Genomic DNA, 14206 nt, shown 5'->3' on the forward strand with positions numbered 1-14206 from the left:
TTTTGTATGTAAGCCTTGGACTCAAGGTCATTTTTCTCCGAGCGTAACGGACATTTCGTGTGGATTTAGGAACCCCGCCCCAGCCTTTTCTTACGCCTAGGCTGGGGTTCCATTCGTAGTCGATGTGGGCGTCGTATGTGGCTGGTCGCCGTTTGGGTGGCCGCGCCGTTTGAGTTCTTCTTTCGCCCAGGTAGCGCGTGGTGCTTTTCTCCTTGGCGTTCGAAGTCTTGTTACTTGGCTAACTCCAGTGGCGCTACAGGTTCTTCGGTGTGGGTATCGAGCCACCAGTCTGAAGGGTCCCAAGTTTTGTCCGTCATGGATAAGCTTTCAAGTCATGCCCGGAGACAACAGGTCCATATAGCTCCCGCAGAGAAAACCAACCCCGACTAACCCACCCACGAGGTTGGCAACCTATATAGGATCCCCAGCGCAGCCGGCCAGTCGGACCCGATGAAACAAGAGGCCACCCCTCCCCTATTTGGGGGAACACGAGGCAACATCAAACCGCCTGACGGTTGCACGGCCCTTTTCGATGCCTCATAATTCACTGCAAGGTGAATGGGAATTACCCCAGTTCACCCCACACATCATCATCTCTCACCTGCAAAGGATACTCATGAAGTTCTCTCTTCGGAAATCTACTATCGCAGCAATAGTGGCTACAATAACCTGTCTGTCCCCCACCGTAGCAAATGCTCAAACCCAAGCATTTCACGACTCTGTGGTGGGCGTGTCAGAAACAGGCGAGGAGCTATTCCTGCCAATTGCAACTGATAACGATGACCTCAACTCTGGCACGGAGGCAGTTGGACTTTCCGGATTTCCAAACACGGCGACCTCCCAAGACCGCGAAACCACGGTAGGGACTTACTCGATTATCGGTACCGATGATCGGCAAAAGGCATCTCCCAACCCGGCTATCGTCCAGATCCAGCGAGACGGCTTTAACCATTGTACTGGCTGGATGATTTCACCAGATACTCTCATTACGGCTGCCCACTGCCTTTACGAAAAAGATAAGCAGCGATGGACTCCAAAGCTCATTTTCCGTCCATCAGATTGGAGCCAGTGGTCTTATACCTTTGCGTCCCAAAAGTGGGTATCCGCCAAATACCCCACTACCGGGTCCGCCGATCACGACTGGGGAGTTGTAAAGTTTGCAAAGCCGATTTCTTCCAGCTGGTTTGGAATTAAACCGAGCGATACTTCTTCCGCTTTCTCCGGGCAAAAAGCAACTGTCACCGGATTTCCAGGAGAAAAAGGCGAGGGCCTGATTCGCGACTACGGACAACTGTGGACAATGAGCGGAATCCTTCAACCAGGAACCCAAACTCGACTCTGCTATAACTTGGACACCACGGGCGGACAAAGCGGCTCGCCAGTCTATACCACAGACAACGCTGCCATCGGCATTCACACGCATGGCATCAGCGATCTCGGCTGCCCTGAAAACAGTGCCCTACGTATCAGCCCAAGCATGCTAAATACCTTCAATGACATTAAGGAGATCCAAAACAATGCAACCACAGATCCCGGTTCCAGCTCAGGTTCAAGCTCTCATTAATAACCCCAGTAACCTTCTCGGACTCATTGGTACCGTTCTGGGCATTATTTCCCTAGTTGTTGCAATCAGTGTCGGCCAAGGCCTCCCCAACGATGGGCAGTCCAAGCCTAATGCAGGAGAATCAACGATTCGCGTTGTAACCTCCAGTGGTAACTCGGCAGGCGAATGTAAGCTTATTGGCCTTTCGCAGGAAAAGGTACACACGACTAATGCCAAAGGCGTGTACTTCTACGCGTTGGAACCTGGTTCGCATACCATCAACGCATCTTGTTCAGGGCTTTCCAGTCTTTCCTCCGCGCGAGCGCTCGAGGGTAGTCAGGAAGTAACCGTGAATGACGAGCCGGTGATGGTAAAGATTGTTGTTAAGTAGATTGGCCCTAACTTTCTTGGTTCTAAAGAGCTAAGAGAAACACGCGTGTGCCCCCAGGGAAACCTCCTGGGGGCACACGCTTTTCAATGAACCACACCTAATTCGAGAGGGAACCGTACTTTCGTACGCGCCCGTATGAGAAGCTGGCGCATTTAATGACAGCAGCAAAACATCATTTTCAAACAAATGAACGCTTTTAAACCTCTGCCCCAAGAGCGCCAAACGCTTATCTGCATGTGTTTACACGGGCAGTTGGCTGTAAACCTGTAAAGACCCCATCACCTTCAATGCACATCGCGATGATCTGTTTGAAGTTAGCCACAAGAACTAGCTTTTCCAAGTAGAAGTTGACGCAACGCCACCGAGTCGTGGCGCCTCCAACACCCCCATGTAGTACCGAGTACGCGCTAGACGCCGCCAACAGTGCAGCCGGACACCCGCCAGCATTACTGACGGAGCTTCCTGCCACTAACTCACTGACCCGCGACGCCGGAATACTCGCTAAGTTCGTCTCTGCTCAGCCAGGTCAAGCCCCTCATAAGAGAGGCTTTTCTCGCTCCGATTGCGGGTGGGGCAATTGAAACCTACGTCCGCTACCGCAATTCGGGGATTGCGCTCGTGAAACACGCAGCCAGCACACCCGACGGGTTCACAAACCTACACCGCGTCTAATTCGGCCACACCCCAAAGAAAAAGAGGTTGGTGGGCTATTCGGCGTGCGTGAAAACGGAATAGTCGGCGGGGCGGGCACCTGCTGCCATGGCGCGCTCGGCAGCCTTGAGGAAATCGGAAACAACCTTGCGGTCATCAAGGTTGCGTCCCGAAATGGACAGGCGCACGGTATTGCCGCGCTCGGCGGAGCGCTCCGCGGCGCGGATGATGTTGCGGCGCCACCACTTCGCAGAACCAAAACCCTCACCAAAGGACAGGTTGCGGGCTTGGTGGAGCTCGCCAGAGCGCAAATCATGGATACCTCGGGTAGAGGCGGCGAAGTCGAAGTCAAACTCGGGAAGGACAGTGAGCGTGCCTTCCGACATGCGCCAGCGCGGCGGCGCAAAGATAGTGGGTTCGAAACCGATCTTTGCCATCTGCCGCGTCGCCCCCTTCAGGCGCAGACGTGCCTCGTGCGCATCCAAGTTCGCGAACTCCGCGCGGCGGCCCTGAACTGCTTGGTCGAAGCCGTTGAGAATGAGCACGCGGCCGCCCTCCGCTTGATCACGCAACCACGATCGCGTCGACTCATCCTTAGCTAGGTGCCAATTGCCATCGATGTGTGGCGCTACGAGCAAGGACACCGGGATATCCGCTTTATCGAACTGCTCCAGCAGGTCAGCGGCCTGCCTTCGGGTGTCGTCGAAGATACTGGAAATCGAAACCAAAAGGTGGCCATGCATAAGGAAAATTATCGCATAGCCACCGCGCCGCCGCGCGCCGAGCGGGGGTGATGCTTAAGCCTCCGCCCCCGTAGCTTGGTTAATCAGCCACGCATACTCGAATGCTGCTTGCCGCCACTTGGCATAGCGGCCAGACACACCACCATGGCCGGCGGCCATCTCCGTCTTGAGGAGGAACTCGCCGCCGGTGGCGACGTCGCGAAGCTTGGCTACCCACTTCGCCGGCTCCACATAGAGCACGCGGGTGTCATTGAGCGAGGTCAACGCCAGGATATTGGGATACTCCTGCGGCGCAATATTTTCATACGGCGAGTAGGAGGCCATGTAGTCGTAGACCTCCGGGTCATGGTACGGGTCGCCCCATTCTTCCCACTCCACCACCGTGAGCGGCAACTCCGGCATCAGAATAGACGTCAACGGATCCACGAACGGCACGTTCGCCTCGATGGCCTTGAACCTATCCGGTGCCATGTTGGCCACCGCGCCCATGAGCAGGCCACCGGCGGAACCGCCCTCCGCTACCAAGGTGTCAGGCGTGGTCACCCGGCGCGCGATGAGGTCATCGGCCACCGCGATGAAGTCCGTAAACGTATTCTTCTTCGCCAGCATTTTGCCGTCGTCGTACCAGTTGCGGCCCATCTCACCACCACCGCGCACGTGCGCCATGGCAAAGATCATGCCGCGGTCCATGAGAGACAAACGGAAGACCGAGAAATACGGGTCCATGTTCGCCTCATAGGAGCCGTAGCCATACAGCAGCGTCGGGTTCGGCTGCGTGCGGTCGAGGTCCGCGCGGTGCACGATGGACACCGGCACCTTCGTCCCGTCAGGTGCTTCAGACCAGACGCGGTAAGCCACGTACTCATCCTTGTCATAGCCGCCAGGGACTTCCTGTTCCTTCAGCAGCGTGTACTCGCCGGTCGCCACGCGGTAATCAAAGAGCTGGGCCGGCTGGATGAAGGAGGTATAGCTCACGCGCAGCACCGGCGCGTCCCACTCGGGGTTACCGGCCACGCCGACGGTGTAGAGCTCCTCGTTGAAGTGAAGCTCGTCGAAGCGCGCCCACCCTTGGCGCACATCCATCACCGCTGCACGGCCGATCCCGCCGCGGCGATAGCCCACGATAATCTGGTCGCGGTAACAATCCACGCCCTCAATGCGCACTGTGTCATCGTGTGGCATGAGGACGGTGAGTTCGCGCAAGGCTGGAAGGTCATCGGAGACAGGACAGTAACCTAAGGCAAAGTTGGGGCCGGTGGCATTGTGCGTGACCACCCAATAATCGGTGCCGCCCACCACGGCGTGGTCGACGTCGTAGTCCACGCCGGTCTCGCGCGCCCACAGGCAGCGGAAATCGCCCTCCGGGTTGTCCTGCTCGAGCACCCACGCCTCATTCGTCGTCTTCGAGCCGGAGACAATCATGATGTACTTCTCGCTGCGTGTCGTGCCCACGCCGATGCCGAAGCGCGAATCCTCCTCGCGCATGACCACGACGTCCTCCGACTGTGGGGTGCCAACGCGGTGGCGCCACACGGTGTCCGGCCGCCACGCGTCATCCACGGTGGTGTAGAAGATGAATTCCTCCCCGACCCACGTCGCACCATAGAAGATGCCTTCCAGACGATCCTCCAACAGCTCGCCTGAACGCAGGTCCTTGATGAAAAGCTCAAAGCGCTCGTCGCCGGCCACGTCGACCGAATAGGCCAGCAAGTCCCCGGAATCGCTCACCGTAGACGCACCCAGGGCGAAGAAGTCGTGGTCTTCGGCGAGCGCGTTGACGTCGAGAAGCACCTGCTCCCCTTCCGGCGCACCCTCCTCTGGGATGGTCGGTGGGGTCCACGGATCGGAGCCTTCCGACACCGGGATGCGGCAGCTGTAGCCGTACTCCTTGCCCTCCTCGGTACGGCCGTAGTACCAGTACTTACCGCGGCGCTGGGGCACGGACATGTCCGTCTGCTTGATACGGGACTTAACCTCGGTAAAGATGTTCTCCGTCAAGGTCTCCAGGTGTGCGGTGCGCTCCTTCGTGTAGGCGTTTTCCGCCTCGAGGTACTCCCGGGTTTCCGGGGCTTCTTTCGCGCGCAGCCACTCGTAGTCATCGACGAAGCTGCGGCCGTGAAACTCACGCGTCACCGGGCGCTTAGCAGCAATCGGTGCGTTCATTCAGCCTCCTTAAAAAGTGGTTCCGGACAGGCGCTCAAAGGCCTCAACATAACGCGCGCGGGTGGCCTGGACAACGTCGTCTGGCAGCCGCGGCGGCGTGGACTCCTTGTCCCAGCCGGAATTGGTGAGCCAATCGCGCACGTACTGCTTATCAAAGGAAGGCTGAACCTTGCCTTCCTCGTACGTATCGGCCGGCCAGTAGCGCGAGGAGTCCGGTGTGAGGACTTCATCGGCCAAGACCAAAGTGCCGTGCTTATCGACGCCAAACTCGAACTTCGTATCCGCCAAAATAATGCCCTTCTCCTCCGCCAACGCGGCGGCCTTGGCATAAATGCGCAGGGTGGCATCGCGCAGCTCTTCGGCGCGCTCGCGGCCGAGCTTGTCCACGACGACATCGAAGGAGACGTTTTCATCGTGCTCGCCCTGCTCCGCCTTGGTGGCTGGGGTGAAGATGGGCTCGGGCAGGCGGGAAGCCTCGGTCAACCCCTCGGGCAGCTCGACCCCGCACACGCTGCCGGATGCCTTGTACTCCTTGAGCCCGGAGCCGGTGAGGTAGCCGCGGGCGACGCACTCGAAAGGAAGCATGTCGAGCTTCTGCACGACCATTGCGCGGCCAAGGACTTCCTCGGGGATGCGCTCGTCATCGAGCGGTCCGGACAAGTGGTTGGGGAAGTCGATGGCGTCGAAGAAGAACTTCGACGTCGCCGTGAGCACGCGGCCCTTGTCGGGGATGGCCGGCTCGAGAGCGTGGTCATAGGCGGAAATGCGGTCGGAGACCACCATGAGCAGGGTGTTGTCATCGATTTCGTAGATATCGCGCACCTTGCCGGAGGCGATGTGGGCATAGGAAGAAAGTTCTGGACGCATGACATACATTCTAGACCCGTCTAGACTGCTTCAAGATACGTCCCAATCCCGAGGAGCTAAGCCCGTGCACTCTCGCCTGACCTCCCTTTTGACCTCCGCTGCGCTGGTGGGCGCCGCCCTGTCTGTGCCCGCTGCGCACGCAGCCGACATCTCCGTGCGCGAGTCCGCCCACGGACAGTGGCTGTGCACGATGTCGGCGTCGGCCACGGATCGCGCACTAGCCCGCGATGTCCGGGCGGGCTACATCAACACCATCCGCGCGACCTCGGAGAAGATTCAAGCGCAGTTCCCGAAGCTGGACTTCTCCGCGTACACCTCGCGCGATATCAGCAAGGCTCCGGGCTACGCGGCGACGGTGGCCGCGCTGGGCAAGGCCGGCTACACGGGCGCGGATATGGTCATCATCATGGTCGGCGCGTCCGCCCCGGAGGACCTGGTGGAGGATGAATCGGTGCTGTTGCCGGGGGATGCCGAATACTCCATCAATGCGGCGAAGTCCCGGACTGAGAAGGGACCGGCACCGTTGTTGTCGACGGGTAGCGATTTCAGCCCTAAGCTGCGCGCCGCTCTGGCAGAAAACCAGGCGCAGGAAAAAGAGGCCGTCGATGCCTTCAACGCAGCGCAGGTGCAGTCCTTTGCCGAGTGCGTGGAAGAGCTGCGCAGCCGCGGTGCGCAGGAGGGCATCCAGCCGGTGCCAGAGCTACCCATCCCGGGCAAGACGACGCAGCAGCAAACCTCGTCCACGGGCGCGGCGGTCCTCGGCGTCATGACGGTGCTCACCGTGCTGGTGATCGGCGGCTACCTCGCCTCCAACGGCGCCTCTTTCGGCGGCTTTGAGCTGCCGGTTCTGCGCCTCCCCGGGATGGCCTAATGGCTGAGAGCGACGCCGAGCTAACCGTCATTACCGGTGAGGAAGGCGCACTTGTTATCGGCCCCGAATCCGAGCTGAAACGGCTTTCCGACCAGGCGGAGCTCTCTCCCGTCACTCCCCAGATCCTCCGCCGTGCGAGCCAGGTGCTCACAGGTATCGAGGACTACCAGAAGGAATCTGGACGTTGGCTCAAGCTCGATGCTGAGTCCGCTGCGTACCTCAAGCGCCTGGGCATCAAGCCGGGGGATATCCGCGCCGGTGTAATCCGCACCAAGGATGTCGGCCGCGGCGTTGCTTCGCACAACGGTGGAAGCCTGCTGAAGCACCTGCAGTTTGAGAAGGCCGGCCTGCTCACGCCGGCGGCTCCGATGGTGCTGGCGTCGATGATGCAGCAGGCGGCCGTCGAGAAGCAGATGGAGCAGATGCAGGCTTACCTGGAACATATCGACGCCAAGCTCGATGAGGTGCTGCGCTTCCAGAAGGATTCGCTGGCTGGTGAGATTGATGGCGTGGCGGAGATGCTGGCGGAGGCCGCCCTCGTCCTCGAGGACACCGCTGAGGTGACCGATACGCAGTGGGCAACCATCGCCCACCTCACTGCGGACCTGGCTAAGCTGCAAGGCCAGGTACTGCGACACCTGCGGGCCGTGGCGGAGACGATGGCGAGGTCAAAGACTTCGCCCGGGAAGGTGCGCGCGACCTTCCAGAAGACTAACGACGACGCAGGCTCGTGGTTCTACGAGCTTGCCCGAACCGTGCAGCTGCAGAACCAGATGTATGTGCTTCAGCTCAGCCGCGCCAATGCCGTGGAGGGCGAGGTGGCCAAAGACTACGCCGCGGCTGTTGCTCGGGCGCGGCAGAGGCGCGCCGCTCGTTTGCTGGAAGACCTCACCAGCATCGCCCACATTGCCCACGAGCTGGGCAGCTTCTCGACGCTGCGCAAAGCCATCGACTGGAACTCTCCCCGCGCCGTAGCGGAGGTCAACCACTTCTTTGCCCAACTGCGTGACTTCGCCGACGCTGCCAACCTTGCTGTCGAAGGAACCGAGGGCTTAGAGCCCGTCCGGCGCATCGATGCCTTCCGCGAGCTGACTGCCACCGGCACCAACATGGCCCGCGAAGCCGCTGGTGTTGCGCAGCAACGCACCTTAGAAGCCCGCGAAACCGTAACCAACCGCGCCCGGCAAGCCTGGGGTACAACCCGCAGCGCCATCGAGTCCGCAACGAAGGGCGCGGACAACGCGCCGGATAAAGCAGAACGTGACTAGATGGTCGTTTCGATCAAATAAGGGCCAGAAAATTCGATCTGGGCAACCTTATTTGATCGAAACGTACATGGACCGGGCCAACGAGGTACGTTTTCGTAAATAGCGCCCCGAAAACTCGCGTTTGAGAGGGATTGTCTGCGAAAACGTACCACGCCCGGTCGCCCCAGATCACTGGATGCCCCCCTGGCCGCGTGGGCTAGAGGATCTCGCCCGGGGTGTAGGCCGCGGCCTTCGGGTGCTGGTCAACAATCGCCTTGATGCGGCCCAGGATCTGGCTTACCTGCGATTCGGCAGCACCGATGAAGGCGTGCTTGTCCGACAGCGCGGCCTCAAGGGCGGCGGCATCGAGCGGCAGGCGCTCATCGGCAGCCAGGCGCTCAATGAGGTCCTGCTCCCCGCCATTCTCACGCATGTTGAGCGCCACGGCGACGGCATTTTCCTTGATGACCTCGTGCGCGGTCTCACGGCCCACGCCCGCGCGCACCGCCGCCATGAGGATGCGGGTGGTGGCGAGGAACGGCAGGTAGCGCTCCAGCTCGCGGTCAATCATGGCCGGGAAAGCGCCGAACTCGTCGAGCACGGTGAGGAAGGTTTCAAACATGCCGTCGATAGCGAAGAAGGCGTCGGGCAGCGCCACGCGGCGTACCACCGAACAGAACACGTCACCCTCGTTCCACTGCTGGCCGGACAGATCCGCCACCATCGTCAGGTAACCGCGCAGAATGACCTGGAAGCCGCCCACACGCTCGCAGGAGCGGGCATTCATCTTGTGCGGCATGGCTGAGGAGCCGACCTGGCCTTCCTTGAAACCTTCGGTCACGGTCTCGTTGCCGGCCATCAGGCGAATGGTCGTGGCCAGCGAGGAAGGCCCAGCGCCGAGCTCAACGAGCGCCGACACGGCATCGAAATCGAGGGAGCGCGGGTAAACCTGACCCACCGAATTGAACACGCGGGAGAAGCCCAGGTGATCCGCAATGCGGGTCTCCAACGCGGCGAGCTTGTCTTCGGAGCCGCCCATGAGGTCGAGCATGTCCTGCGAGGTGCCCATCGGGCCCTTGATGCCGCGCAGCGGATAGCGGCTCAGCAGCGATTCCACGCGCTCGATGCCCAGCAGGAGCTCGTCGGCAGCGGAGGCGAAACGCTTGCCCAGGGTCGTGGCCTGGGCAGCGACGTTGTGGGAGCGGCCCGCCATCACCAGCGTTTGGTACTGCGCGGCACGCTCACCGATGCGCGAAACCACCGCGATGGCCTTATCGCGGGTTAGCTCCAAAGAACGCAGAATCTGCAGCTGCTCCACGTTCTCCGTCAGGTCACGCGAGGTCATGCCCTTGTGGATGTGCTCGCAGCCGGCTAGGGCGTTGAACTCCTCGATGCGCGCCTTGACGTCGTGGCGCGTAACGCGCTCACGCTCCGCGATGGAGGCGAGGTTGACGTTCTCAACCTGCGCCTCGTAAGCGGCGATAGCCGAGGCAGGGATGTCGACGCCAAGATCCTTCTGCGCCGTCATCACCGCAATCCACAGCTGGCGCTCCAGAATAATCTTGTGTTCCGGGGACCAGATTTCAGCCATCTCTGGGGAGGCGTATCGAGCGGACAGGACGTTGGAAATGTTCTTCTTTTCAGCCACGTCGCTCATTATTCCACGCCGCACCCCAAAGGAGGCATTATCAGGGGATTAGATGCTAATCTGACCCTTCTCCGCCGGCAGTGCAATGTCCGTGCGGAAGAAGCTGCCCTCCAGCTCGATGCCGCCGAGAACCTCGTAGGCGGCTGCGCGGGCATCAGCGAGGGTGGCACCGCGACCGAGAACGTTGAGAACGCGACCACCGTTGGAGACGTAGCCGCCCTCCCCCGTGGTGGTACCGGCGTGCAGAACCCGGGTGGGATCATCAAGATCCGGCGAGGCAATCGGATCGCCCTTGCGCGGCGAAGCCGGGTAGCCCTCGGCGGCCAGCACCACGGTGACGGCATAGCCGTCTTCCCACTCCAGCGGCGCCAGCTCCGCTAGCTGTCCGGTAGCGGTGGCGTGCAGGACCTCTCCCAGTGGGGACTTCAGAAGGGACAAGACCGCCTGCGTTTCCGGGTCACCGAAACGGCAATTGAATTCGACGACGGCCGGGCCTTCCTTGCCCCAGGCCAGTCCTGCATACAGCAGCCCGGTGTACGGCGTGCCGCGCTTGACCATTTCCTTGGCCACGGGGACGCAAACTTCGTCGACGATGCGCTGGGTACCGTCGGCAGGCAGCCACGGCAGCGGCGTATAAGCGCCCATGCCGCCGGTGTTGGGGCCTTCATCGTTGTCATAGGCACGCTTGTGGTCCTGCGCCGGCAGCAGCGGCACGACGGTCTCACCATCCACGAGACAGAACAGGGAAACCTCAGGGCCATCGAGGAAGGACTCGAGCAGCACCGGGTTGCCGGCTACATGGACGGCGTCAACGTGCGCGCGGGCTTCCTCGCGGGATTCGGTCACCACCACGCCCTTGCCGCCGGCCAAGCCGTCGTCCTTAACCACGAAGTGCGGGCCGAAACGATCGAGGGCGGCCTCGATGTCCTCATCGCTGGTGCCGGGGGCGAGCTGCTCCGCGCGGGCGGTGCGCACGCCGGCGGCCGCCATCACGTCCTTAGCAAAGGCCTTGGAACCTTCGATCTGTGCCGCGCTTGCCGACGGCCCGAAGACCGCAATGCCGCGCTCACGCAGTGCATCCGCCACGCCTTTCACCAGCGGCACCTCCGGTCCAATGACGACGAGGTCCGCTGCGATGTCCACTGCCAGCTCCGTCATACGTGCAGGATCGTCCACCTGGGAATACTCCGGGTGGATGGTGGCCTGCATCTTATGCGCCGGGGAACCGGGGGCAATGTGCAGATCGGTAACAGAAGGGTCAGCTTTCAGGCCGGTGAGCAGGGCGTGTTCGCGGCCGCCCGAGCCAATAACGAGAATGCGCATGCCGTCTATCTTAACTGGCGGTAGCCTAGGGGCCATGTCTTCCGTATTTACAAAGATCATCGAGGGCGAGCTGCCTGCTCGCTTTGTGTACCGCGACGAGAAGTGCGTGGCGTTTTTGTCCATCGAGCCGCTGCGTTATGGCCACACCTTGGTGGTGCCGGTCGAGGAGGTCGATAAGTGGACTGACCTCGATTCAGAAACCTGGGCACACCTCAACGAGATCGCCCTGGAGATCGGTGGCGCCATCAAGACGGCCTTCGACACCCCGCGTACGGGCTACATCATCGCTGGCTTCGACGTTCCCCATACCCATATCCACCTCTTCCCCACCGAGAAGATGGAAGACTACGACTTCGCCAAGGCCTTCGCTGCCGACGCCACCGACCCCGCCGCCATGGACGAGGCCGCCGCGCGCATCCGCCAGCACCTCGGCACGGACGAGGATGGCCGCCGCGACAGCTAAGAGCTGACTGCTACCTTTCGGCAGCTAGGCACTAGCTGCCGCCTTGGGCAGCTGGACGGTAAACACCGAGCCGCTGCCCAGCTCCGAATCCACGGAGATTAAACCGCCGTGCTGCTCGACGAGTGATTTCACGATGGCCAAGCCCAAACCCGAGCCACCCGTATCGCGGGTGCGCGAGGTGTCTGCACGGTAGAAGCGCTCAAAGATATGGGCCGCGTCTTCGGGGGAGATGCCCTTGCCGTCATCGGCAACGTCGATAAGCACGTGCTCCTCGTCGTCGCGCAAGGTCAGCGTCACCGACGCCTCCTCGCCGCCGTGGCGGATACCGTTGGACACCAGGTTAAGCAATACCTGGTGTAGGCGATCCGGGTCTCCGTTGACCATTGGAATCCCGGAGGCCTCGTTGTTGACGTTGATGGTGCGGCCCGCAAAAGCCGCCCGCGCCGAGGAACCCACTGACAGCACAAGTTCCAGCATGTCAACCTCGCGCATGTCCAGGCGTGAGCCCTCCGCGCGCGTCAGGGCCAGCAGATCCTCCACGAGCAACGACATCCGCTTAGACTCGGCATCGATCTTGCTGAAGACAAACTCCGCGTCCTGGGTAGCCCCCGAGCGGTACAGCTCCGTGTAGCCGCGCAGGCTGGTCAGCGGCGTGCGCAGCTCGTGGGAGGCATCGCCGACGAAGCGGCGCATTTGCTGTTCTTTTTCCTGCGCATCGACGACGGAATTCTGCAGCTGCCCCAGCATGACGTTGAGCGCTGCGGCAAGCTGCCCCACTTCAGTGTGCAGCGGCCACTCCGGCACGCGCTTGTCCAGGTTGCCCGCCGCGATTTGGGAAGCCGTTTTCTCGACCACGCGCAGCGGCCGCAGCGCCCGGTGGATCAGCCACATGCCCACCACCGCGATGATCAGCATGACCAAGGCCGCGATGATCACCTGGACAATCGCCAACCCTTTCAGGATGGAGTTTTCCGTCGTCATGTCTTTGGCGACGACCACCACGGAACCATCCCGTTGGAGTTTGGCCACGGCCCGCCATTCGGTTTCGCCCTGAATCGAGCGCACGGTGGTGGGTTCCCCACCGACGATCACGTTGCGTGCATCGGGCAACGCCGCGATCGGCCGCGTGGTCACCACGGAGCCATCGGGATAGTACGCCAGCGCCACATAATCCGTCGGGGGTCGGCGGCTTCCGTCCTGCGGCATATAAAAGGACTCGTCGAGGTTGCTGGCCCAGGAGCTGTGGGCGTCGTTAAGCTCGGTGTCCACTCGGGTGTAGAGCACGTTGCGCATGATCGACGACACCGCCAGGGAGGACATGGCCAGGCCAAGCCCCGATACCAGCACCATGAGGACAAGTAGCCACGTGCGCAGGGGCAGCGCTTTGGGGCGCTGCATACGCCGGCGCGGGGCTTTATCCCGCACCAGCGTCACCCCGGATTGTGGGGCCTGAATACTCGCGGTGGGTTCGCTCATAGTGGATGAGCCTACGAGCGCGGCATGCGCAGCACGTAACCGACACCGCGGACGGTGTGAATAAGCGGGGTATCGCCGGTATCAATTTTGCGGCGTAGGTAGGAAATGTAGGACTCGACCACGTTGCCGTCACCACCAAAGTCGTAGTGCCAGACATTATCCAGAATCTTGGACTTGGACAGCACCACCTCGCGGTTCTGCATGAGGTAGCGCAGCAGGTTGAACTCGGTGGGCGAAAGCTCCACGATCTCCCCCGCCTTGGTGACCTCGTGGGTGTCATCGTTGAGGGTGAGGTCGGCATAGGTCATGGTGGCGTCGCCGTCCTGGTCATCCACCGCGTTACCGCGGCGCAGAATCACGCGCAGGCGGGTGATGACCTCTTCCAGGCTGAAGGGCTTGGTGACGTAATCATCCGCGCCAATGGTCAAGCCGTGGATGCGCTGGTCCACGCTGTCCTTGGCGGTCAGGTAGAGCACGGGGCCGTCGAGGCCCTCTGCGCGTAGCTTGCCCAGCAGCTCAAAGCCGTCCATGCCCGGCATCATGACGTCCATGATGTAAGCGTCTGGATTGATCTCACGCGCGATGCGCAGGGCCTCGTTGCCGGAGTTGGCGCTGTGTACGTCGAAACCTTGAAACTTTAGGGAGACGGTGAGCAACTCAACGATATTGGGCTCGTCATCGACGACAAGTACCTTGACGTCCTTCGAATCATCCATGGTCCCGCTTTGGTCCTTTCTCCGCTTCTCTTAACGCCTGGTGGCGCCAGGGATATCTCATTCAAGGTGAGAAGTATTGCACTCTGGCTTCCAAGGGTACTGAG

12 protein-coding genes and 1 pseudogene are annotated in these 14206 nt (G+C 61.1%); 5 read left to right on the plus strand and 8 right to left on the minus strand.

The genetic code is table 11. The features are described from left to right. Positions 1–73 precede the first annotated feature (73 nt). Positions 74–290, minus strand: a pseudogene (locus HMPREF2635_RS13255) (IS256 family transposase); the annotation flags it as partial. A 326-nt stretch (positions 291–616) separates the two neighbouring features. Here HMPREF2635_RS13255 and HMPREF2635_RS12925 point away from each other — a divergent pair. Then, positions 617–1564, plus strand: coding sequence for a trypsin-like serine peptidase (locus HMPREF2635_RS12925; RefSeq protein WP_158010531.1), 948 nt, complete (start codon positions 617–619; stop codon positions 1562–1564). Further along, positions 1518–1934 (plus strand): hypothetical protein, encoded by a 417-nt coding sequence (locus tag HMPREF2635_RS13260; protein WP_049154756.1) that lies wholly within the window; start codon positions 1518–1520, stop codon positions 1932–1934. Before HMPREF2635_RS12925 ends, HMPREF2635_RS13260 begins: the two co-directional genes overlap by 47 nt. A gap of 707 nt (positions 1935–2641) precedes the next feature. Here HMPREF2635_RS13260 and HMPREF2635_RS04575 read toward each other — a convergent pair. From HMPREF2635_RS04575 to HMPREF2635_RS13265, 3 genes are read right to left on the minus strand one after another with little or no spacing between them, the layout of a single operon-like run. Next, on the minus strand, positions 2642–3328 hold the full coding sequence (locus tag HMPREF2635_RS04575; protein WP_049154755.1) for a DUF2334 domain-containing protein: 687 nt from the start codon (positions 3326–3328) through the stop codon (positions 2642–2644). A gap of 54 nt (positions 3329–3382) precedes the next feature. Beyond that, positions 3383–5491 carry a S9 family peptidase gene (locus HMPREF2635_RS04580; protein WP_070821326.1) on the minus strand — a complete coding sequence of 703 codons (2109 nt, stop codon included), beginning with the start codon at positions 5489–5491 and terminating at the stop codon, positions 3383–3385. A 9-nt stretch (positions 5492–5500) separates the two neighbouring features. Then, positions 5501–6358 (minus strand): phosphoribosylaminoimidazolesuccinocarboxamide synthase, encoded by an 858-nt coding sequence (locus HMPREF2635_RS13265; protein ID WP_070821327.1) that lies wholly within the window; start codon positions 6356–6358, stop codon positions 5501–5503. Positions 6359–6422: 64 nt separating this feature from the next. Here HMPREF2635_RS13265 and HMPREF2635_RS04590 point away from each other — a divergent pair, with 64 nt between their 5' ends. After that, on the plus strand, positions 6423–7229 hold the full coding sequence (locus HMPREF2635_RS04590; RefSeq protein ID WP_070821328.1) for a serine/threonine protein kinase: 807 nt from the start codon (positions 6423–6425) through the stop codon (positions 7227–7229). Beyond that, the gene (locus tag HMPREF2635_RS04595) at positions 7229–8497 is read left to right on the plus strand and encodes a hypothetical protein (RefSeq protein ID WP_070821329.1); all 1269 of its coding nucleotides are present in this window, start codon (positions 7229–7231) and stop codon (positions 8495–8497) included. Before HMPREF2635_RS04590 ends, HMPREF2635_RS04595 begins: the two co-directional genes overlap by 1 nt. Before the next feature lie 196 nt (positions 8498–8693). Here the strand turns inward: HMPREF2635_RS04595 and purB are convergent, their stop codons facing one another. Both purB and purD read right to left on the minus strand, forming a co-directional pair. Continuing rightward, positions 8694–10133, minus strand: coding sequence for an adenylosuccinate lyase (gene purB / locus HMPREF2635_RS04600; RefSeq protein WP_070821330.1), 1440 nt, complete (start codon positions 10131–10133; stop codon positions 8694–8696). Positions 10134–10172: 39 nt separating this feature from the next. Next, positions 10173–11447 (minus strand): phosphoribosylamine--glycine ligase, encoded by a 1275-nt coding sequence (gene purD, locus HMPREF2635_RS04605; protein WP_070821331.1) that lies wholly within the window; start codon positions 11445–11447, stop codon positions 10173–10175. Positions 11448–11481: 34 nt separating this feature from the next. Here purD and HMPREF2635_RS04610 point away from each other — a divergent pair, with 34 nt between their 5' ends. Continuing rightward, a complete protein-coding gene (locus HMPREF2635_RS04610; RefSeq protein WP_046649286.1) occupies positions 11482–11910 on the plus strand; it encodes an HIT family protein in 429 nt (142 codons plus the stop codon). Between the two features lie 24 nt (positions 11911–11934). Here the strand turns inward: HMPREF2635_RS04610 and HMPREF2635_RS04615 are convergent, their stop codons facing one another. Both HMPREF2635_RS04615 and HMPREF2635_RS04620 read right to left on the minus strand, forming a co-directional pair. Then, positions 11935–13386: a sensor histidine kinase gene (locus HMPREF2635_RS04615; RefSeq protein WP_070821332.1), complete on the minus strand. Its 1452-nt coding sequence runs from the start codon at positions 13384–13386 to the stop codon at positions 11935–11937. Between the two features lie 11 nt (positions 13387–13397). Further along, entirely contained in the window at positions 13398–14102 is a 705-nt protein-coding gene (locus HMPREF2635_RS04620) for a response regulator transcription factor (protein WP_046649284.1), read from the minus strand. Positions 14103–14206: the final 104 nt, after the last annotated feature.

It is taken from the genome of Corynebacterium sp. HMSC035E02, assembly GCF_001836065.1.
Taxonomy (GTDB): Bacteria; Actinomycetota; Actinomycetes; order Mycobacteriales; family Mycobacteriaceae; genus Corynebacterium; species Corynebacterium hiratae.